Raw genomic sequence first — 21,307 nt, 5'->3', positions numbered from 1 at the left:
CAGCGGAAGTGCCAGTGCGATCGCATCTTCCAACGAGGCGGAAACGGAAGCTACAGCCACTGCCGGAGATGCGGAAATGGACAGTTCGGATACCGCCGAAACCGATAATTCTGCCGGCGAAGCAGACGAGAGCCCGGCGGAACCCGTCATCACCGAACCCCAAATGGGTACGGATGGAAATGACGTTCTTGAAGGCGATCGCACAGACAATGAATTTTCCGCCCTCGAAGGGAGCGATACCGTCTCCGGCGGGGACGGAAATGACACCCTCAACGGCAACGCCGGCAACGATACCGTCGATGGCGGGGATGGCAACGATAGCCTGCTGGGTGGACAGGGAGATGATGTCCTGCTGGGAATGGCAGGTGACGATGTTCTCCGGGGAGACAAAGGGGCGGATGTTTTGAGTGGTGGGGACGGTGCGGATACCTTTATTTTGGCACCCGAAAACGGCCCCGATTTGGTGGTAGACTTTGATGCAAGTGAAGGCGATCGCATCGGTTTGGGTGGCGGACTGACGGTAGAGGATGTCAGCCTGGAGGCGATCGTATTTGAGGGCTTGGATGCCACCTCCGTCCTCGACGCCGACGGTTCCGTTCTGGCGGTGGTTTTGGGAGGCGTGAATGCGGACGATCTCGCGGCGGTTTCAGAAGAAACTGTCGCCATACCCCGCGACGATATCCCCTCGACGGGCGAGGCGGTTTCGGGAAGTGAAGTTTCCGACGAAATTTTGGGCACTGCCGGGGGCGAGAGTCTCTCGGGTTTTGAGGGGGACGATCGCATTTTCGGCGAGGCGGGAGACGACATCCTCACCGGCAACGCCGGCAACGATACCGTCGATGGCGGGGACGGCAACGACAGCCTGCAAGGCGGACAGGGAAATGATATCCTGCTGGGAATGGCGGGCGACGATATCCTCTGGGGCGACAAGGGGGCGGACGTTTTGAGTGGTGGGGACGGTGCGGATACCTTTATTTTGGCGCCCGAAAACGGCCCCGATTTGGTGGTAGACTTTGATGCAACCGAAGGCGATCGCATCGGTTTGGGCGGCGGACTGACTCCGGAGGATATCACCCTCGAAACCAATGACTTTAATGGGGATGGTATCGGTGACACTTACGTTCTCAATACCGATGCCTCGGTTCTCGCCGTCGTTTTGGGGACGGTTAACAGTCAGCTCCCCGACCTGACACACATCGACTTTTTCACTTGATTGAAAATAGACAAACGTTGTAAACTTTAGCCTAATTACGTGATAATGATTCCAATGACTGACTCTTTCAGGGCTTCCGTCGATCTACACGAGATTGCAGACTTCCTCAAGCGTGAATTGAAGATGAAGGAAGTGTGCAATCAAATATTTTATCAGAAGTTAGTTGAGAGAGCTAGTCAGGAGAGAAATATTACGGTGACGGAAGATGACATTCAGGCTGAAGCCGATCGCCAGCGGCTGGCGTTGCGGTTGGAAAAGGCGTCGGACACCCTGGCTTGGCTGGCTGATCAGATGATTTCCCCCGACGATTGGGAAGCCGGAATCCGCGATCGCATCCTCGCCCAAAAACTCTCCGAAGCCCTATTTGGTTCCGAAGTCGAAAAGTATTTCGCCCAAAACCGCCTGGAATTCGAGCGGATTCTACTCTATCAAATTGTCGTCCCTTACGAACGGCTGGCTCGGGAATTGTTGTACCAAATTGAGGAAGAAGAAATCAGCTTCTATCACGCCGCCCACCTCTACGATATCGACGACCGCAGGCGGACGATGTGTGGCTACGAAGGCAAACTCGGACGGACGAATTTGCCCCCTCAAATCGCGGCGGTGGTTTTCGGCGCGACCCCGGGCGAACTCCTCGGCCCGATTGCTACAGAGCAGGGATATCACCTCCTGAAAGTCGAGGAGTTTATCCCCGCCGAACTCACCCCCGAGTGTCGCCAAGAAATTCTCCAGAGAATGTTCAAAAACTGGCTCGCCAGCGAACTCAACTACGCCCTCAGCAACGCCAGTCTTTGAGCAATTATCCGGTCAGTTAGCGAGATTTCTTTTTGAGAGCGATCGCACTCCCGAACCCGCTCAGGAGCAACAGGGCGATCGTGCCGGACGGTTCGGGGGCCTTGACCATGACTTGATTGGTTTTGACTTCCAGCAATGTCAGATAAGTCGCGTCCTCAAAGGTGTACGAAAAATTCCCCGCCACCTCGGCTAAGGCATATTCTTCAAACCCGCCAAATGAGGTATTGAGAGTCTGAGCCAGATTGAAAGAATCGCTGGCGTCAACCGTCAGAAAATCCTCGGAACCCGCCGTATTCAACCCGCCGGAAATATTCAAGAATCCGAAATGGGTTTCGGGGCGGCTGCTGTCAAACAGATAAAAGGCGATGTTTCCCAAGGCGTTTGCCGCCTCTTTGGGGCTGGTGTCGATGCTCGTCCCCAGTCCCAGAAATGAGCGAAAGTCAAAGGAAAATGTTTCTCCCGCTCCCAGGTAAAAATTGCGGGCGATTACTGCAGCCGTACTCTGGGCAACTCCCAGATATTCCGAACCCTCTCCGAAGGCACTAGAAGAGGAATAATTGCCCGCTACGGTTGGAAAACAAATCTCGGGAAGACAAGGGGGGTTGGTGATAACGGCATCGGCATCGGCGATCGCCGTTACCGAGCCGCCGCTGGAAAATGTAAATGTGTCGGTTTCCGCCAGGGTCGAAACGGACTCCGGTCTGTGGCTGAAATTATCAATTTCAACGACTCCGGTCGAGTTCGCAAATGTCGCCGCCCCGGCCGGTTTGACTTCCCATCCGGGAGCGTTGAAGAGAGCGACAGACAGGGTTGAAAATGCGATCAAAATATTGGCTTTGGGGAAATTCATGGCAAATTTATAGTGAGTCAAATCGACGCTAAATATCCAGAGCAAATAGAGATTTATTTCTTCTCTCTACTCACCCATGTTATTGAATTATCACCTAGAAAAAAAGGTCGTTATTTAAAGAGTGTCGAGTTTTCGATAAAACTTTTGTAAAAACAATTAAAATTATGGATTGATAAACTTAAAACATATCACGAATTGGAGGTCGGTGTTTGATAAGATTCGGTAAAAAAGGGTCTGGAAATGTAAATTTATGATGAACGAACCGGCGATCGCAACCGTTAAAATCCGGTTTACCCCCCTTAAAATCATCCAGAAATTGACGTATAAAATCCCTCGGAGTCTCGGAAACACCGCATTCGGCTATCTTTTTTGAGGGGTGTATTTGACCGGATTTGCCGTAGAGTTGGGTGTGATCGGTGGGGTGTTGGGTGTAGGGAAAACCCGCGAAAAATCGGATGCCCGTCGCGGGCATCCGACCGAGAGCCGATGGCGAGATCAATTGAACGGCTGCATCTCGGCATTCAACCCGTACTGTCGCAGTTGTCGCAGCAATTGATCCGCCCGATAGCGATCGCGGAACGCCCCCGCCTGGATCACCGACCGGCCGTCCACCACCGTTTGGAACGCCTCGGGAACCAGCGATCGCACCCGTTGCAGAACCGGATTGCCCGCATCGAGTACCACGACGCGGTAACGCAACCCCATCAGAGCCGCCGTCACCGGCGCCAGGGAAGGCCGGGAACTCGAAGCCGGGAGATCCGCCGCCACCGCGCTGGGAAGCTGGCCCCCGCCGCTGCCGATGGGAATGTTGCCGCCCGGAACCGGCAGGATATCTCCCGAGGGCGAAACCGCCGGAGGTGCGGCCGTGATGGTCGATTGAGTTTGGGGAGGGGGCACCGGAATCGAAGTCGAAGTCGCTTCCGAGGGGGGGCGGTCAAAAATCGCCCGATTCAACAGGGACAACAGCAGGGAACCCGTCGAAGATCGGGAAGGGGACTCGGCCGGCGGCGGGGAGGCGGGGGCCGCCGCCCGGGGAGTTTCCGGCGGGGGGACCGGGATCGGGATCGCCTCCGAGGCGGTGGGGGTCGGGGGTTGGGCGGCGATCGGTGCGCTGTCGCGGATCGGTGCGCTATCGCGAACCGCCTCCGGAGAAACGTCCGACTCCGGCAGGTAAACCGGCAGCGAAGCCGCCTCGTTGAGGGGAGAAATGGCGGCGGGGTCGTTGGTTTCCCCCTGGGGCCGTCTCAGGAGTCCGGTGGCGATGGCGGAGGGTTCAGCCGGTGCCCGGTAGGTCCCCCCCACATCCAGCAATCCGGCGATCTGGGTCGTCGCCAACTCGTTGCCGTAGGCCTGCAGGGTGAGTCCCTCCGTGCCGTTGTTGACGTCGTAGCGGCCGTTGTTGCGGATCACATTCTGCCCCGGTTCTTGCGACGTCCCCAGATCCGGGAGCGATCGCGCGATCGCCACGATCCCGTCCCGTTGATTCTGCTCGATATAATTATTTCGCAACACCGGGCGAGCACTGGCCTGGATCACCACCCCGTCCCGATTGTAAATAATCCGATTTCCCACCACGAACGGCGCCGACTTTTGGGCGATATTGATGCCGAACCCGGTATTTTGAAACTCGTTGTCGCGGATTTCCGGCCTAGCCGAACCGAAGACGGTGATGCCGTTGGCGCCATTGTCGGCGAAGCGATTGTCCTGGATCAGGGGAGCCCCCGCCCCCACCACCGAGATCCCGTCGTGGAGATTGCCGGTAAACGTGTTGTTGGAAACAACCATCGACGTCGATTCGATCCACAACCCGTAACCGCGATCGTTGGGATTCGTCACCGTCACCCCGCTCAACCGGGCGGCGTTGGCGCCCAAAATCGCGATGCTCTGGGTGGCGAAGGTGCGGCTCGTGAACGGCCCGCCCCCGGAAATGACGATATTGGCCCCCCGATTTTGGGGGTCGCCCTGCACCGTGACATTGGGTTTGAGCATCAGCGGAAACACCTCCCCCGTCTGGGCGCTGTAGGTGCCCGGCGCCAGTACGATCGCGGTGTTGGGCCGGGCCCTTTGCAGCGCTTGGGTTATCGTCCTCAGCGGTGAAGCTTGGGTGCCGTTTCCGGAATCGTTCCCCGTCGAAGAACTGACGTAAATGACGCTCATCGAATCGGCGACGGTGGGGGCGGCCTGGGCCACGGGAAAGGGAGACGGGGGGAGCGCCCGGACTGCGGCGCTCATCCCCAGCAGACTCAAACTGGCGAGGGCCGCGGCGGGGAGCAGGTGTCCCCAGGCGATCGCCGGGGACGGTTTCAGGCCGGCGCAATTGTCAGAAGGCGTTGACGAGGGTGAGTTCAAGGGGCGGTTCGAGTCACCGGCGGGAGGCGGCGGGGCCTTTGAGAACTCCCGGACGGTGGGGGGTTGACAGTTGCGGGGGGATGTTGAACTCACGGCTGTACTCCGACAAACTGTTACATTTTCGTTGAGTTTTCAAACGGTTGTCGTCAAGTATGCCTCATTCTGGCCCCGCCTGATTTTCGATCCTGTTAAGAATTCTTAAGCCCGCTTCCCCAAAGGCCGCAAAAAATCTGGTATAGTAACCTGCGGCAATTTTTTCTCGGGCAACAATCGACGGCTTTACCGGAGTTGAGGGAGTTTTGATGGGCGATCTAAACAGTGGCAACAAACTGGCACAGCCGGCGCTGTATCGGATTCTCGACGCGAATTTGGATCGGGCGCGGGAGGGTATCCGGACAATCGAGGAGTGGTGTCGCTTCGGGTTGGACCACTCCGACATGGCCCGGGAGTGCAAGGAACTGCGGCAGGAACTCGCCCAGTGGCATGGAAACGAATTGCGGATGTCCCGGGATACCGTCGCGGATGTGGGCACGGAGTTGAGCCACCCCCGGGAGGAGAGCCGGGAGGGATTGGAACAGGTGCTGCAAGCTAATTTCTGCCGGGTGGAAGAGGCCCTGCGGGTTTTGGAAGAATACGGCAAGGTGTACCACCCGGAGATGGGGGCAGCGGTGAAACAGATGCGCTACCGGGTGTATACCTTGGAGAGCAATTTGTTGGCTTATGGACGCCATCAGAAGCTGCAAACCGCCCGCCTGTACCTGGTGACGTCCCCGAACGATCGCCTGTTTTCCGTGGTGGAGGCAGCCTTGCAGGGGGGGTTGACAATTGTTCAATATCGGGATAAGGAGTCCGATGACGCCCTGCGCCTGGACAACGCCCAAAAGTTGTGCCAGCTTTGCCGCCGCTACGATGCCCTATTTTTGGTCAACGATCGCGTCGATATTGCCATCGCCGTGAATGCCGACGGGGTGCATCTGGGACAGCAGGACCTCCCCATCGCCGTTGCCAAACAGCTTCTCGGACCCCAGCACATCGTGGGGCGATCGACGACGAACCCCGAGGAAATGAAACGGGCGATCGCCGAGGGGGCGGACTATATCGGCGTCGGTCCGGTGTACGCCACTCCCACCAAAGTGGACAAGCCGGCGGCGGGTTTGGACTACGTCCGCCACGCCACTCGCAATGCCTCGATACCCTGGTTTGCGATCGGCGGCATCAACATGAATAATTTTGATGATGTCCTACTCGCGGGCGCCGAACGGGTGGCGGTGGTGCGGGCCCTGATGCACGCGGAACAGCCGACCCTGGTGACGCAGTATTTTCTCTCCCAATTTACCCGGATCAAAACCTTGCGCGATCGTAAAATTCTCTCCTAAAATCCCCCGATGAAACGGCCCCCCCAAGTCGGTCAGGGAGGCTGAGAGGTCAAGAATTGATTCCCGAGCGGTTCAGGTATAGCAGTGCGCGATCGTGTCGTTACAAGCTCTAGAAATGGGAGTAGGGAGTCGGTCGTAGGGAGTAGGGATTGACAATTCTCACCCGTCCGGCGTGTAACTAGGCCAGCGATCGTTGCTATCAAACTCCATTCAGGTTGACATCGAAGAAGATTGGGCCGGCGGCGATATAACCATCAATGACCGAACCCAATCGGCAATTCGGATTCGGTTTGTCATAGTCGGAGAGGTAATTCTTGTCAGGTTAGAGTCAATTTTTATTGAGTCAAAGTTAATTTTTGTCACGGCACGGCTCGAACCCATTCTCGGGTGTGGTATCTTTAATCTTAACCGGGTGCGACAAAGGTGTTGTTACTCTCTATCAGTGCAGTGAAACAAGAAAACAGTCGATACTCTTTTCCCGATGCCCTCGAATGCATCCAGAAAAAAGTTTATTTGAACCAAAAAATCAAGTTAAACCTCCAACAACAAAGGATATTAGAAGCCGTATGGAATAACTTTTCCTACGACGATATCGCCAATTCCTTGCACTTGAGTCCGGGACATACGAGAAACGTTTCATCCTCCCTGTGGAAGCTGCTCTCGGAAGTTTTTGAGTATAAAATAAACAAATCTCATTTTCGCGAACTGATGCTTTGTTTACTGGAAAATGGAAAATTTCAGCTCATGGCATCGGTGGATTTAGAGGATGACGACCAAAGCTGTTGCGGGACAATTTTAATCATAGACGATCGCATCGACAATTTAAAAACCCTGTCCCGACTTTTAAAAAAAAATGGCTATCAAGTTCGCAGCGCCACCGGCGGAGAGGATGCCCTATTGTACCTGGAACGAAATATACCCGATCTGATTTTGTTAGATATTTTGATGCCGAATATGAACGGATATGAAGTCTGTGAAAAAATCAAGAAAAATCCCGTCACTAAGGGGATTCCGATTATTTTCATCAGCGCGATTCAAGAAGAAATTGACAAGGTAAAAGCGTTCAGATTGGGGGGCAGCGACTACGTTTCCAAACCGTTCCAATCCCACGAAGTTTTGGCGCGAGTCTCCTACCAGGTCAAACTCAAAAAGCAGCAGGAAGCCTGGGAACAGGAAATCCAAGACCATCAGCAGACGATCGAAATGCTGTATCAGTCCCGACTGATCTTGTCGAGTGTCCTCCACCAGACTCGCTACGGAATCGCGGCGTTTGAGGCGGTGCGGAACTCCCTCGATGGGGAAATTGTCGATTTTCGGTGTTTGCTGGCTAACCCGGCGTTTCGGCGATGCTTTGAGATGGGCAAAAACCAGCCCATCTACGATGAAGAATGCAGCCATTGGTTTGCCCGACTCGATGTCGATGTGATTCAACCTTTCATTGAAGTCGTGAAAACCGGCAAGCCCTTTCAGAAGAAGGTCGAATTTCAGGAAAAATCCTATCAAATGACGGTACAAAAACTGGGGGACGGCATCAATTTGACGCTGCAACCGTTGCCGCGGGGTGTGGGGGCGGTTCGCGAACCGCCCCCACAGCAGATGTAGCTATCCGGCAATTTTCAACAATTCGACATCGAAAATCAGGGTGGCGTTGGGGGGAATCACGCCGCCGGCGCCGCGGGCACCGTAGCCCAAATCCGGGGGGATGATGAGTTTCCGGCGTCCCCCCACTTGCATGGAGGCGACACCCTCATCCCAGCCTTTGATGACTTGGCCGACCCCGATTTTAAAGGAAAACGGCCGGTTGCGATCGCGGGAACTGTCGAATTTCGTCCCGTCTTCGAGGGTCCCGGTGTAGTGGACCACAACGGTTTGACCCCGTTGGGGACTCGCACCGTCTCCCGCCTCGATTTCGACGTACTGGAGGCCGGAATCGGTGGTAATCGTGTTTTCTTCTGTATTAGCCATATTTTGAGCGATCGTTACGTTTTCGGAGGGCGCCACGCCTCGGGAGAGTAGGGGATTGGGGTCAACTTTCCGCTCCTGAATGGGGGTCACGGTTTCGGTTGTCACCGGCGACCCGGCATTCGAGGCGTTCGCTTCCTGTCCAGAATAGGCGATCTGAGCAATAATGAGAACAATCGAGCAGACCGCGATCACTCCAAAACTGATCAAAATTTCTCGCACCTTCACATCCTCCTCTGTCCGGAATTGACCTTTTCTCATCTTGAAAGTCTACCCGATTTTGCACCAGTATTTCATCAAATCGAATCGAATCGATCGCTTCTCCCCCCCGTTTTAGGGGGGATTGGGAGGACGTTTTCATCAAGATGGACTCAAGGTTGCCAGGGCTTTTTCGACCGCATCACAGGCCCGGTCAACCTCCGCTTCATTGACAATTAACGGGGGCACGAACCGCACCACTTTCGGGCCGGCGGGGACCAGCAACACCCCTTGAGCGATCGCCGCATTCACCACTTCAATGGAAGTCAGTTCAACATCGGCCCTCAATTCCATGCCATTGATCAAACCCCAACCCCGCACTTCGGCAACTAAACTGGGATACTGAGTCGCGATCGCCTCCAGTCGGTTCCGCAACTGTTCCCCCCGTTTCTGCACGTTTTCCAGCAGGTTTTCCCGTTCCAGGGTCTGACACACCGCCAACGCCACCCCGCAGGCGAAGGGGTTCCCGCCGAAGGTGCTGGCGTGGTTTCCGGGTTCAAACACGTCGCAGGAGGACTTGCACAGCAGGGCCCCGATGGGGATGCCGCCGCCGAGTCCCTTGGCGGAGGTGAAAATATCCGGTTCGATACCCAGATTTTCGTACCCCCACCATTTGCCGCTGCGTCCCATTCCGACCTGAACTTCGTCGAGGATCAGCAGGATGCCCTTTTCGTCGCAGATCTGGCGAATTTTTTGGAAATACTCGCGATCGCCCGGACGGACGCCGCCCTCGCCCTGCAGGGCTTCCAGCAGAATTGCAGCCACCCGCCGCCCGTCTTTGTCGATTTCCGCGATCGTCGTTTCCAGGGCGGCTAGGTCGTTGTAGGGGGCGTAAACGAAGCCGGGAACCAGGGGGCTGAAACCCTTTTGGTATTTGGGCTGTCCGGTGGCGGTGATGGTCGCCAGGGTGCGTCCGTGGAAGCTGGCGTGGGCGGTGACGATGACCGGATCTTCGATATTGAGGCGATCGTGGGCGTACTTGCGGGCTAACTTGATCGCCCCTTCGTTGGCTTCGGCGCCGGAGTTGCAGAAAAAGACGCGATCGCCGGCCGAATGTTGCGTCAGCCACGCCGCTAACTCGCCCTGTTCGGGGATGTAGTAGAGGTTGGAGACGTGGTGCAGTTTTTGAATTTGCCGCGTCACCGCTTCAATTAAGGCCGGGTGGGCGTGTCCGAGGGTGCAGGTGGCGATTCCCGCCACGAAGTCGAGATATTCCCGCCCCTCCGTATCCCACACCCGAGAGCCTTCCCCCCGTTCGAGGGCGATGGGAAACCGCCCGTAGGTGGTCATGACGTTGGCATCGAAGCGATCGATACTGAATGGGGTCCCAGTTTTTGTTAATGTTTCCGGACTCACGAATGGCTCCTTATAATTTGCTGCTGATCCTCGATTTTACGGGAAAATTCCCTGTCGCTGGGGGCGATCGCATCGCGATGGGCTTCACGGAGTCAGGATTTGATGACATCGGCGGGGGGATGTCTGTCGGGGAAGATCGTCTCATGATGCCGACAAACAGCCCGCGATCGCTTCGTAAAGATTCCCCAGCAACTCCTCAAAGGTATCGCCTTGGGTGGCACATCCGGGAAGGGCGGGAACCTCGACCCAAAATCCACCTTCTTCTGCTTCATGAATGACAACTTTTAGTTTCATTTAAATTTACCCCTTAAATCTCCAACTTTTTCTTTAAATTGACAGTATCGCTCACTTTTAGATCCGATTCGATGGACGGGGAGGTTTCGGTGTCCAAAACCTCCCAATCTTCTGCGGAAACGGCCGGTTAAAAGGAGGCTTCATAGCGCAGGACTGTGCCTTGAAGGGGGGAAGGTTCGGATTTTTCAGAAAAATCGAATAACTGATTGAGCTGTTCGACAAGTGATTTTTGTTCGGCTTCGGGGAGTGAACGAATGACTTGAATGATGGAGTCAACTAATTGAGTGTTCATGGTAAATTTTAGATTGTAGGGGCGCAAGGCTTGCGCCCAGATTTTCAATGATTTAATGTCGTACTTCACCCGAGGGAGACAGGCCAGATTTGACAATCTCGATGTTGCGATCGCCCATCATTTCCTCAAACAACGCCGTCGGCAGAACTTCCTCGACGGGCAAAACTCCGGGCTTTTGCAGGCGATTTTCTAACATCAACTGGGCGATCGTCCCCGTACCGATGCCGGCAATAACTGCGGTATTATCGTGGACGACGGTGGAGCAGAATTGGGCGGGTTTTCCGTTTTTTTTGCCGCTGACGTGCGATCGCACCGCCACGCCGATGCCGCTGAAATTGTCCGTCACTTCGGTCATTTGATAGCTGACGTGGGAGAGGAATTCGATCACGTTGGGATTTTGCAGCCAACTCGCCGGCCACCAGTGGGCGACGCTCCAGGTGAGGTGATTGTAAAAGTCGGGTGCCGTGCCGAATTTGGTGATCACAGTTTTGACGGGAAACGATTCCGCCAGGGTGAAACATTCGGGCATATCGAACCAGTAAACTCCCGTTTTTCCGTAGGGTTTGGGAAATTCGATTGTTTCGCGATCGCTGTAGGGTTTGACGGTCTGCCACTGGCCGTCCAGCCACACTTCAAAGGGTTTTTGCAGCCCCAAAAAGGTGGTTCGCATCACCGTCAACCCCGCCCCGCCGGAGCCGCCGACGACATAACTGAGGTGGATGGTGTCCGCCTCGTCCAACTGTTCCACACCCTGCCGCACCAGACTGTTGGAAATGCCCGGAAAAATGCCGCTATTCACAATAGCCGTCACCCCCGCTTCCTTCGCCGCCTCGCACCGCTCCAAAATCCGGCGGGTGAAGCTGCGGTTGTCGCTGACGTCGATATAATTGACCCGTTCGGCGATGCAGTGTTCCAGAACGGCGGTGTCCCGGTAGTGAAACGGACCGGCACAGTGCACCACCAAATCCGACTCGGCGATTGCAGTTCGCAACTTATCGCGATCGCCCAAATCTAAGGATAAATAGCGAAAATCCCCCGATCGCCCCGTGCTGCCGTTGCGTCCGGTGACGGTAATTTCCGCCGATGCGTGTTGAGTCAGATCCCGGGCGACACTGCTACCGATGCGGCCCTGGCCCCCGAGAATCAAAACCCGTGCATTCATAATCTGTCGTTTCGTGTGGATGTGCGATCGTTCCCCAGTTTATCGCAAGTCTAATCGGTTATTTGACTTTTGACTTTCCCCACACCCTACACCCTACACCCTACACCCGTCGCGCAGCGACAGTTTATCACGCCGGATTCCCCGAAACCCCCCCCGGGCGGTAAGCTAAGAGATTGAAATCGATAGGGTGAATTTTATGCGATCGCGAATTTTTCCCGCTCTCCTGGCGTCCGTCGTCATCGGGTTCCTCGGTTGGCTGTGGGCTCCCCCCGCCTGGGCGATGATTCAGGTCGAATTATTCGATCTCGGCTACAAAGACTGTCCGGCGGAACTCTCCGAAGGCATGGTTTCCAGCGGTTCCATCCAAGACGCCAACTGTTTCATCGTCACCGGAAAGGCCAAAAACACCTCTGGCAAAACCGTCGTCGATGCCGACATCTTCGGACGCATCTACGACGCCAACGATAACCGCGTCATGCAGAACCGCACCCGCCTCGGCAGCATCGACGTGGTGCCCCCGGGGGTGAGCGACTTTGAACTGAGGATTTCCGTGCCCGCCGCCCTCAAAACCCCCCTGAAACTCGAACAGTTCAAGGCTTCCGGCTTCACGGGCCGCATCGGACGTTAGTCGGGAATAGGGAATCGGGAATCGGGAATCGGGAATCGGGAATCGGGAATCGGGAATAGGGAATTAGTATTTTTCATTTTTCATTTTTCATTTTCCCTACTCCCCACACCCCAACTCTCACAGGTTAGGGCTAGAAAGCCCCGTCGCTGTCTTCGCGGGGATTGGTTACCCACTCAACTCCAAGTGACAGACGCAGGGTTTCTCCTCTAGCCACAGTTCTCCGACTTGTTTGAGTGCCAGGATGACCGGTTTGAGTTCCCGGCCTTTATCGGTGAGGGAATATTCGACGTGGGGGGGGATTTCGGGGTAAACCGTCCGGATTAATAAACCGTAGCGCTCTAACTGTCTCAATCGGATAGTTAGGGTTTTTGTGCTGATCCCCGGCAGGGCTTCGAGCAATTCGTGGGTTCTCAAATCGCTTCGGAAGAGTTCTCGCAGGATTTGGATCGACCATTTGCTGCCGATGATCTCCAGAATAAATTGTATCGGACAGGTGATCTCCCGGCAACGATCGCGGCTTAATGAAGTGGGCGATTCGTTACGTTTCTTAACTTTCATCGGGCGTTCCTCATGTTCTTAATCTTTTTTAAGAATAACCCATACTCCAGAGAAATCGCCAATTTTTTCGCCCGGTAACTGTGGGCGACGGCCGGGGGATATGGCCGTTTATGAGAAAAACAATACAATAAAAGTACAGTCAAAGAAAACACAAGCTCGAACGTAAGTCCGGACGATAAATATTGAAAAACCGGCTTTATGTCACGACAAAAAGCCGGGGATCAACGGCAATATCATTTTCTGGACTCAGTAAAATAGGGAGAAATGGGCGATCGCGGTACGGAACCGGTCTGCCCCTGTTTCTCATAAAACCGATAAAAACTGCGCCGTCATCCCGTTGGCGGCAACTTTAATTTGGAGTTTTTTACCCCATGTTGAAACTATCCACCCAAAAAAAAGCGCCGGTTAACAAGTCCAAATCCCTCGTTTTGTGGTTCGAGGAAGTCGGACTCGCAGACCTGCCCTTGGTGGGCGGTAAAAATGCCTCCCTGGGCGAAATGATCCGGCAACTGCGACCCCGGGGCATCGAAGTCCCCCAGGGGTTCGCCATCACCGCCGAGGCTTACCGTCGCTTTATCGAATACGCCGATTTGGAAACCCGCCTGCGGGAGTTGTTCGCCGATCTCGATGTGGAAGATATCAAAAACCTCCGCTGCCACGGACTCGAAGCCCGATCGCTGATCGCCAATACCCTCTTGCCCCCCGACCTGGAAGAAGCGATCGCCCTCGCCTACCAACAATTGTGCGATCGCTACGGCGGCGAAACCGATGTGGCGGTGCGATCGTCCGCCACCGCCGAAGATCTCCCCGACGCCAGCTTCGCCGGACAGCAGGAAACCTACCTGAATATCCGCGGCTTGAAAGCGGTCCTGCAGGCAACCCGCAAGTGTTTCGCTTCCCTGTTCACCGATCGCGCCATCTCCTACCGGACGTTAAAAGGATTCGATCATTTCGACGTCGCCCTCTCCATCGGCGTCCAGAAAATGGTGCGATCGGACCTGGCCACCTCCGGCGTGATGTTCTCCATCGACACGGAAACCGGCTTCAAAAACGCGGTTCTGATCACCGCCGCCTACGGTTTGGGGGAAACGGTGGTCCAGGGGGCCGTCAACCCGGACGAGTACAAAGTTTTCAAACCCACCCTGCGGGAAGGATTCCGCCCGATTTTGGAAAAGCGCCTCGGGTCCAAGGCGATGAAGATGATCTATGATCGCACCCACTCCACCCGCACCGTCCCCGTCCCGGAAGCCCAGCAGCGACAATTCGCCCTCAGCGACAATGAAATCCTGAAACTGGCGCGGTGGGCCCTGGCGATCGAGGACCACTATTCCCAAATTCGCGGCGGCTATTCCCCGATGGATATCGAGTGGGCGAAAGATGGACAAACGGGGGAATTGTTCGTGGTCCAGGCCCGCCCGGAGACGGTGGAATCTCAAAAGTGCGATCGCGTCCTGCGACAGTATCACATCCACGGCGGCGGTGAGGTGTTGGCGGAAGGTCGGGCCGTTGGCGATCGCGTCGGACAGGGCAAGGCGCGAGTTATTTTAAACGTGCAGCGGATCGACGAATTCCGACCCGGTGAAGTGCTCGTCACCCAAAAAACCGATCCGGATTGGGAACCGATCATGAAAAAGGCTTCGGCGATTATTACCAATTCCGGGGGGCGGACTTGTCACGCGGCAATTATTGCCCGAGAAATGGGAATTCCGGCAATTGTAGGATGCGGAAATGCGACGGATGCGGTGCGATCGGGTCAGGAGGTGACGGTTTCCTGTGCCGAGGGGGAAACGGGCAAGGTTTACGAGGGTTTGATTCCGTTTGCGATCGCGGAAACGGTACTCGATGACCTCCCCAAAACCCGGACACAAATTTTGATGAATGTGGGCAACCCGGAAGAGGCGTTTCGTCTGGCTTCTGTTCCCTGCGACGGCGTGGGGTTGGCGCGGCTGGAATTTATCATCGCCAACCATATCAAAGTTCATCCCCTGGCGTTAATTCATTTTGACGACATTGAAGATGAGGCGGCGCGGCGGGAAATCGAACGGCTGACGGCGGGATTTGAGCAAAAACCGGATTATTTTGTGGACAAACTCGCCCACGGCATCGGCACGATCGCGGCCGCGTTTTATCCCAATCCCGTGGTGGTGCGGATGAGCGATTTCAAGAGTAACGAATACGCCAATTTGTTGGGCGGTCGGCAATTTGAACCCGAGGAAGAAAACCCGATGATCGGGTGGCGGGGGGCATCTCGCTATACGGATTCCAAATATCGGGCGGCGTTCGCGTTGGAATGTCGGGCTCTGAAGCGAGTTCGGGACGAGATGGGACTGGCGAACGTGATTCCGATGATTCCGTTCTGTCGCACGCCAGAGGAGGGGCGAAACGTGTTGGCGGAGATGGAAAAACACGGTTTGAAACGGGGGGAAAATAGCTTGCAAGTTTATGTGATGTGCGAGTTGCCCAGTAACGTTTTGTTGGCGGACGAGTTTTGCCAGGTGTTCGACGGCTTCTCCATCGGATCGAACGATTTAACCCAATTGACGTTGGGATTGGATCGGGATTCTGGCTTGGTGGCGCACATTTTCGACGAACGAGATGAGGCGGTGAAACGGATGGTAAAATGGGCGATCGCGGCGGCGAAAAAACACGGCCGAAAAATCGGAATTTGCGGTCAGGCGCCGAGCGATTATCCGGAGTTCGCCCGCTTCTTGGTGGAGGCTGGAATTGATTCGATCAGCCTGAATCCGGATTCGGTTTTGAAGACGCGGTTGGATGTGGCGAAAATGGAGGAATGAAGGATTTCGTGGGGAGGAAGAAACCGGGTTTCTAGAAAGGTGTTGGGTTCTCCACCGAGATATTGGTAGAAACCCGGTTTCTAGATCGAGTTACGTTATCTGTTGGGAGGAAGAAACCGGGTTTCTAGAAAGATATTGATTTCTCCATCGAGATATTGGTAGAAACCCGGTTTCTAGATCTAGCAACCGAATTTTGAAAGATGTGGTGTAAGTCAGTCCGGCGATCGCCGGATCTGATAGATGACTGCTTTGGCGGTGTTTGCCGAAGCAGTTTTTTTTGCTATCTTATCCTGGGGAGATTATACCAGATGGTGCGATCGCTGGGTCACAAGTGGTCAAAGCTCGTCGGTTCTGCTATACTCGTGGAATGGTTCTCATCGTTATTGAGGGGTTGAGCCGAATCGCACCGTGGAACCCATCCTGACCGCTAAGATTGTCGAATTCAAGCTGGATTTGTCGGCCGAGCAACAAGCCCCGATCGACGACTGGCTCGATTTGGCAAACTGGATTTGGAACCGGGGTTTGGCATTGCTCAACTGGCACGACTACTGGCGTATGCGCCAGCAATGTCGCTACCTGCCGAAGCTCGATCGCAAAAAAGATCCCGATGTTGCAGTCGATCCCGAAGTCCTGAGACGGTGGAAATTTGTGGAGTGGGAAAAAGTCGCCCTCGCCCCCCTGCGATCGCAGTTCAACGAAATCGAGGTGGCTGTCACCAACAAAAAAGGCAACCTCAAACGCGATCGCAAAGGCAACCTCAAACTCGACAAGAAAAAACACTGGTTGCTCTGTGCGAACCGCACCACGGTAAAGCGCGTCAGCATCAACGACTATCCGGGCTACAATAACTATCACGTCGAAGTCTTTGGGACGATCAAAATCTATTCGGGAATTCCGAACCTCAGATCGGGTTGCTTCATCGAGGAACGCCAGACCAAAAAGGGAGTTCGGCATTATCTCCACACGCCGGAGATCGATCCGGTCAAGCTTCACTGGATAAAGGAACCGCCTTTTGATTACGAGGGGATCAATCCCGAATACGCCCTGTCCAGGTTGTTTTCAAAAGAGGCGATTGCCGGAGATGAAAAAGTTCCCGATCCGATCAAAGCGAGATTTGAGACAATTCACGGGAAGCTTGTCGCCGGCCTTCTCAAACGATTGGGCGGTGCTTGGCAGGAATACCGAACGGGCAAACGGGGTAAGCCCCGATTTAAAAATCGCAACAGCGAAGTGATTCGCAGTCTGACCGACTTTAATGCCGCAATTCGGGAACCAAAGACCGAGGAAGACAAAGCCCGCATCAAGTCCGACCGAGAAGCCTGGAACGCCCGACGGAAGGAGTTGAAAGAACGGGGGGAACCGGATATTGGGAAATATAAGGAGCCGAAAAAAAAGCTGATCGATTCCACCTGGAAAACAAAACTCGACCAGGTGCGGATTCCCAAATTGGGCTGGGTACAGGTCAAAGGCCTTCCCGAACGGTGGGGCGATCGCCACATCGCCAACGGTCGGATATTGCGGGAATCGTCTGGGTATTACCTGCAACTGACGGGGGAGTTTGAGGTCAATTTAAAAGGTGTGAATCTCAAGCGATCGAGTGACGATCTCCGTGCTGTCGGACTCGATGCCGGGGTTGTGAGTTTGTTCACGGACGATTCCGGACGGCAGATATTGCCCCGCACCGATCGCCTCAAGGATGAAAGCTTGCCCGAACGGGCGATTCGGCAAATTCGGCGGCGCGATCGCGAAAACAAGCGGTTGAAGCGGCTGCAAAACCAGTTAGATCGTCGCGAACCCAAAAAGGGAGAAAAGCCTTCCAACAATTACCGAAAAACTCACAAAGCTTTTCAGCGAATTCACGAAAAGCAGCGCCGTCGGGGGCGGGCCAGCGATCATAAAATAACGACGCGATTGGTTCGCCAATACGACGGGATTGCCTGCGAAGACCTCAACCTGCAAAATATGACCGCCGCTTCTAAAACGAACCTGACGGAAGACGGAAAAACCTACGCCAAAAATCGCAAAGCCCAGAAAGCGGGGTTGAACCGGGCGATCCTCCGCAACACCCACGGGCGCCGGGTTGAAATGTTGAAGTCCAAAGCGAAAGATATCAACGACGCGGCGATCGCGATGGGGTTGATCGACCCCGAAGATTGTAAGCGGGAAGTTGTCAAGGTTCCGGCCCACCACACCAGCCAGGAATGTCGAGTTTGCGGCTATACTGACAAAGCAAACCGACCCAACCAGGCGACGTTCCGCTGTCAGCAGTGCGGACACGCCGAACACGCGGACATCAACGCGGCCCGAAATATTCTCAACCGAGCCTTCCGACCCGCCACGCCGGAAGGACGGGGTAAAACAGCCTTCGCAAGAAGCTACCGCTCTTGGGAGTGGGAAGTTAAGCCTGTTCGGGGAGAAATCCCCGCATTCGATGGAGACGCGCCATCGGGAGAGTCCCCAATGGGGACGATGAGACAGGAAGCTGCACCATCGACCGTTCCCCTCGATGGCGATCGCGACAGCACCAAAGCCCGTGACATGGCAAACAATCTGGGGGACACCCATCAAAAATCCAAATTGCGAAATTCTCAAAAATCCAATTGCGCGGAGAAGGAGGTGTTGGGCGACGAGACCCAAAAAAAATTGACTCAATCCCTTACCCCATCGGGGATAGACCTATCTTTGCCCTCGGGCGAGCGTCGCGCAAATCCTGAAACGCTCTCCAGGCAGTCAATTGAGCCGAATTCTCAGAAGCGATCGCGGCGACAACGATCCCCGAAACGCAAATCTGAGGAGAGGCCCGCGCAAACGCTCGACGGAATCCAGTTACAGATTCCGTTTGAATGAGGGGCCGTCGCAATCGTTTTTGAGGGGTTTAGGAGATTGCAAGTTTGAAATATTTGGGCCGGGTGCGCGGCGCCCGAAAGTCGCAATCGTTTTTGAGGGGTTTAGGAGATTGCAAGATCGTCCCGACTCGCGGACTCTACGCCAAGGCGCGTCGCAATCGTTTTTGAGGGGTTTAGGAGATTGCAAGGAAACTCGATGTAAGCGGTTTCAATTCTCGCACCGTCGCAATCGTTTTTGAGGGGTTTAGGAGATTGCAAGCTGGATGACGAAATGGATGAATTGGCGAAAAGTGATCGTCGCAATCGTTTTTGAGGGGTTTAGGAGATTGCAAGTGTAATGCCTCTGGAGATTGACGATGCGGGAATGTCGCAATCGTTTTTGAGGGGTTTAGGAGATTGCAAGACCTCCAATCCCCGCTTTTCCAATGCACCTGAAATGCGGGTCGCAATCGTTTTTGAGGGGTTTAGGAGATTGCAAGGGGTTAATCCCAACATTCCAAAAACCCGTAGAAAGTCGCAATCGTTTTTGAGGGGTTTAGGAGATTGCAAGCCCTCCAGGCACATGATCAGGGGCTCGGAACGGCTAGTCGCAATCGTTTTTGAGGGGTTTAGGAGATTGCAAGCAAAGTTCTCGCCTCCCCCTCGACGGCTTCGAGCGTCGCAATCGTTTTTGAGGGGTTTAGGAGATTGCAAGATGGGCAAGTTCCCGAACTGGACTTTATAAAGGCGTCGCAATCGTTTTTGAGGGGTTTAGGAGATTGCAAGCTTCCCTTCAGGTAATCCCGGCACCGCTCGGCGAGTCGCAATCGTTTTTGAGGGGTTTAGGAGATTGCAAGAACAGGAACATCACAACAATTGTAAATCCGACCAAGTCGCAATCGTTTTTGAGGGGTTTAGGAGATTGCAAGCGCGAAAGCCGCCAGGTCGATCGGCGGATGATTTTGAGTCGCAATCGTTTTTGAGGGGTTTAGGAGATTGCAAGGTCTTCGGAATAGTAGAACCCCTCCGAGAACGCCTCGAGTCGCAATCGTTTTTGAGGGGTTTAGGAGATTGCAAGTATTCTCCCTTGTAACTGGCTAACCAGTTCAGTATCGGGTCGCAATCGTTTTTGAGGGGTTTAGGAGATTGCAAGCAAGAGCGGTACGACGCGATCGCCGCCGAAAACGCCGAGTCGCAATCGTTTTTGAGGGGTTTAGGAGATTGCAAGACCCCGGATGAATGGGCGACTCTCTCGGATGAAGGTCGCAATCGTTTTTGAGGGGTTTAGGAGATTGCAAGTCCAAAGAGTAAGTGGCAAGATGCCCCCGAAACCGCATCGCAATCGTTTTTGAGGGGTTTAGGGTATTGCAAGGCGACACCCCATTATTTCAAAATAAACTCAACTGGCGATCGCGGCAAATTTCAACTTGATGACAACTCCCACTTTCCACAAATTTAAGAATACAGCGGGCGACATATTCCGCCAACTTCACCGGAACCGCATTGCCGATCATTTGTTCCAAATCCGATTTGCCGCCCTCGAATTTGAAGGTTTTCGGGAAGGTTTGAATGTAACTGCGTTCGATTGTCGTCAGCGGCCGCAAATTCTCGTCGATATCGCAGGGATCTCCCGGATGTTTTTTGTAGGTTTTCGGGACGGGACGGTTCACCCCCCGCACCGTCGGGCTGGGTTCGTGAATGCTGAAAACCCCCCGCCTTTTATAACTTCTCGGGTGGCGATAAAAATACTCGATTCCCAAGCTGTCCCCCAAATACTCGAATACCGTCATGGGTTCGGACGACTGATTTTTTATCAAATACTCGCTCAAATCTCCGTCGTTGCCACCCAGTTGACCGATTAAAAAATATCTTTTTCTCGCCTGCGGAACGCCGCAATAACTCGCGTTCAAAACCGAAGATGTCAGGCCGTAGCCGCTTTTTTTGAAGAGTGCGATCGCACTTTCCAAAACCTGACTTTTGGCAATTCTCGTCACATTTTCCATGACAAACCAGCTCGGCTTGACATGGGTGACAATCTCTGCAAAACTTAAGGTTAGATTCGCTCGACCCAGACTCTCATCCCGCTTCCCCGCGCTGGAAAAGTCTTGGCAGGGGGGGCCGCCAATGATTATATCCGGTTGTAATTCGGCAATGAGATCTCGGGCTTCTGTCGCCGCCAGATCGATTTCGGTGATGGGATGTTTGAAATTTTGTCGATAAACCGCGATCGCCGGTTTCCAACAGTCAAAGGCGGACAGAATCTCAAATCCCGCATTTTGAAATCCCAGGGACAACCCCCCGCAACCCGAAAATAAATCAACCGTTCTCATTTTCAAAATCAACAAATCCGAGCCATCATATATTATAGCGTTCGATATGATTTATGGACTCAATAAATGAGCCGGTCAACCCATTGAAGTGCGATCGCCGCATCGGCTTGTTATCATCAAAAATTTTGCTGTTCGACACACTGCATACAATTGCCGCGATCGCAATATTTTCCGAGGTTCAAAACCGCCGATCGCGATCGGCTCAAACAGGATGCGGCAATTGGCCCGATTTGACCCGTCAGATGTGACCGCCCGTCGATGTCG

At 54.3% G+C, this 21,307-nt stretch carries 17 protein-coding genes and 1 CRISPR repeat array; of the genes, 8 read left to right on the top strand and 9 right to left on the bottom strand.

Annotated elements, in window-relative coordinates; genetic code table 11:
- Together LKE08_RS15840 and LKE08_RS15835 are read left to right on the top strand one after the other, a co-directional pair.
- Positions 1-1,213: calcium-binding protein (locus LKE08_RS15840; protein WP_324705212.1), on the top strand; the 1,213-nt coding region annotated here is incomplete at its 5' end.
- Positions 1,214-1,267: 54 nt separating this feature from the next.
- Entirely contained in the window at positions 1,268-2,008 is a 741-nt protein-coding gene (locus LKE08_RS15835; RefSeq protein WP_324705211.1) for a peptidylprolyl isomerase, read from the top strand.
- A gap of 16 nt (positions 2,009-2,024) precedes the next feature.
- Here the strand turns inward: LKE08_RS15835 and LKE08_RS15830 are convergent, their stop codons facing one another.
- Positions 2,025-2,858, bottom strand: coding sequence for a hypothetical protein (locus tag LKE08_RS15830; protein WP_324705210.1), 834 nt, complete (start codon positions 2,856-2,858; stop codon positions 2,025-2,027).
- A gap of 495 nt (positions 2,859-3,353) precedes the next feature.
- Positions 3,354-5,300: a DUF1565 domain-containing protein gene (locus tag LKE08_RS15825; RefSeq protein WP_324705209.1), complete on the bottom strand. Its 1,947-nt coding sequence runs from the start codon at positions 5,298-5,300 to the stop codon at positions 3,354-3,356.
- 209 nt (positions 5,301-5,509) lie between these two features.
- Between LKE08_RS15825 and LKE08_RS15820 the strand changes: the two genes are divergently transcribed.
- Positions 5,510-6,583, top strand: coding sequence for a thiamine phosphate synthase (locus LKE08_RS15820; protein WP_324705208.1), 1,074 nt, complete (start codon positions 5,510-5,512; stop codon positions 6,581-6,583).
- Positions 6,584-7,030: 447 nt separating this feature from the next.
- Positions 7,031-8,185 (top strand): response regulator, encoded by a 1,155-nt coding sequence (locus tag LKE08_RS15815; protein WP_324705207.1) that lies wholly within the window; start codon positions 7,031-7,033, stop codon positions 8,183-8,185.
- Here LKE08_RS15815 and LKE08_RS15810 read toward each other — a convergent pair whose 3' ends face one another.
- The 5 genes from LKE08_RS15810 to LKE08_RS15790 all read right to left on the bottom strand — a co-directional run bounded on the left by LKE08_RS15810 (position 8,186) and on the right by LKE08_RS15790 (position 11,907).
- Positions 8,186-8,767 carry an FKBP-type peptidyl-prolyl cis-trans isomerase gene (locus LKE08_RS15810; RefSeq protein ID WP_324705213.1) on the bottom strand — a complete coding sequence of 194 codons (582 nt, stop codon included), beginning with the start codon at positions 8,765-8,767 and terminating at the stop codon, positions 8,186-8,188.
- A gap of 138 nt (positions 8,768-8,905) precedes the next feature.
- Positions 8,906-10,159 (bottom strand): aspartate aminotransferase family protein, encoded by a 1,254-nt coding sequence (locus tag LKE08_RS15805; RefSeq protein WP_324705206.1) that lies wholly within the window; start codon positions 10,157-10,159, stop codon positions 8,906-8,908.
- Between the two features lie 141 nt (positions 10,160-10,300).
- Positions 10,301-10,453, bottom strand: a complete 153-nt coding sequence (locus LKE08_RS15800) for a type II toxin-antitoxin system HicB family antitoxin (protein WP_324705205.1) — start codon at positions 10,451-10,453, stop codon at positions 10,301-10,303.
- A 127-nt stretch (positions 10,454-10,580) separates the two neighbouring features.
- Entirely contained in the window at positions 10,581-10,745 is a 165-nt protein-coding gene (locus LKE08_RS15795) for a hypothetical protein (protein WP_324705204.1), read from the bottom strand.
- A 52-nt stretch (positions 10,746-10,797) separates the two neighbouring features.
- Complete coding sequence (locus tag LKE08_RS15790; protein ID WP_324705203.1) at positions 10,798-11,907, bottom strand: saccharopine dehydrogenase NADP-binding domain-containing protein; 1,110 nt, start codon at positions 11,905-11,907, stop codon at positions 10,798-10,800.
- 196 nt (positions 11,908-12,103) lie between these two features.
- Here LKE08_RS15790 and LKE08_RS15785 point away from each other — a divergent pair, with 196 nt between their 5' ends.
- Entirely contained in the window at positions 12,104-12,535 is a 432-nt protein-coding gene (locus tag LKE08_RS15785) for a hypothetical protein (protein ID WP_324705202.1), read from the top strand.
- A 165-nt stretch (positions 12,536-12,700) separates the two neighbouring features.
- Here the strand turns inward: LKE08_RS15785 and LKE08_RS15780 are convergent, their stop codons facing one another.
- The gene (locus LKE08_RS15780) at positions 12,701-13,093 is read right to left on the bottom strand and encodes a helix-turn-helix domain-containing protein (RefSeq protein ID WP_324705201.1); all 393 of its coding nucleotides are present in this window, start codon (positions 13,091-13,093) and stop codon (positions 12,701-12,703) included.
- Positions 13,094-13,464: 371 nt separating this feature from the next.
- Between LKE08_RS15780 and ppsA the strand changes: the two genes are divergently transcribed.
- On the top strand, positions 13,465-15,888 hold the full coding sequence (ppsA, locus tag LKE08_RS15775; RefSeq protein ID WP_324705200.1) for a phosphoenolpyruvate synthase: 2,424 nt from the start codon (positions 13,465-13,467) through the stop codon (positions 15,886-15,888).
- A 408-nt stretch (positions 15,889-16,296) separates the two neighbouring features.
- A complete protein-coding gene (locus LKE08_RS15770; RefSeq protein ID WP_324705199.1) occupies positions 16,297-18,735 on the top strand; it encodes a zinc ribbon domain-containing protein in 2,439 nt (812 codons plus the stop codon).
- A gap of 6 nt (positions 18,736-18,741) precedes the next feature.
- Positions 18,742-20,085: a CRISPR direct-repeat array (repeat unit 37 nt; unit sequence GTCGCAATCGTTTTTGAGGGGTTTAGGAGATTGCAAG).
- A 16-nt stretch (positions 20,086-20,101) separates the two neighbouring features.
- Here LKE08_RS15770 and LKE08_RS15765 read toward each other — a convergent pair.
- On the bottom strand, positions 20,102-21,043 hold the full coding sequence (locus LKE08_RS15765; RefSeq protein WP_324705198.1) for a DNA cytosine methyltransferase: 942 nt from the start codon (positions 21,041-21,043) through the stop codon (positions 20,102-20,104).
- 53 nt (positions 21,044-21,096) lie between these two features.
- Here LKE08_RS15765 and LKE08_RS15760 point away from each other — a divergent pair, with 53 nt between their 5' ends.
- Positions 21,097-21,291 carry a hypothetical protein gene (locus LKE08_RS15760; RefSeq protein WP_324705197.1) on the top strand — a complete coding sequence of 65 codons (195 nt, stop codon included), beginning with the start codon at positions 21,097-21,099 and terminating at the stop codon, positions 21,289-21,291.
- The last annotated feature ends 16 nt before the right edge of the window (positions 21,292-21,307 follow it).

Origin of the sequence: Lyngbya sp. CCY1209, from assembly GCF_035615495.1 — a bacterium.
Lineage (GTDB): Bacteria > Cyanobacteriota > Cyanobacteriia > Cyanobacteriales > Microcoleaceae > Limnospira.
This window is presented reverse-complemented; position numbering and strand designations above follow the sequence as displayed.

Coding starts and splice junctions, on each gene's coding strand:
- LKE08_RS15835 (WP_324705211.1), top strand. CDS start 1,268: ATGACTGACTCTTTCAGGGCTTCCGTCGATCTACACGAGATTGCAGAC.
- LKE08_RS15830 (WP_324705210.1), bottom strand. CDS start 2,858: ATGAATTTCCCCAAAGCCAATATTTTGATCGCATTTTCAACCCTGTCT.
- LKE08_RS15820 (WP_324705208.1), top strand. CDS start 5,510: ATGGGCGATCTAAACAGTGGCAACAAACTGGCACAGCCGGCGCTGTAT.
- LKE08_RS15800 (WP_324705205.1), bottom strand. CDS start 10,453: ATGAAACTAAAAGTTGTCATTCATGAAGCAGAAGAAGGTGGATTTTGG.
- LKE08_RS15795 (WP_324705204.1), bottom strand. CDS start 10,745: ATGAACACTCAATTAGTTGACTCCATCATTCAAGTCATTCGTTCACTC.
- LKE08_RS15790 (WP_324705203.1), bottom strand. CDS start 11,907: ATGAATGCACGGGTTTTGATTCTCGGGGGCCAGGGCCGCATCGGTAGC.
- LKE08_RS15785 (WP_324705202.1), top strand. CDS start 12,104: ATGCGATCGCGAATTTTTCCCGCTCTCCTGGCGTCCGTCGTCATCGGG.
- LKE08_RS15780 (WP_324705201.1), bottom strand. CDS start 13,093: ATGAAAGTTAAGAAACGTAACGAATCGCCCACTTCATTAAGCCGCGAT.
- ppsA (WP_324705200.1), top strand. CDS start 13,465: ATGTTGAAACTATCCACCCAAAAAAAAGCGCCGGTTAACAAGTCCAAA.
- LKE08_RS15765 (WP_324705198.1), bottom strand. CDS start 21,043: ATGAGAACGGTTGATTTATTTTCGGGTTGCGGGGGGTTGTCCCTGGGA.
- LKE08_RS15760 (WP_324705197.1), top strand. CDS start 21,097: ATGGACTCAATAAATGAGCCGGTCAACCCATTGAAGTGCGATCGCCGC.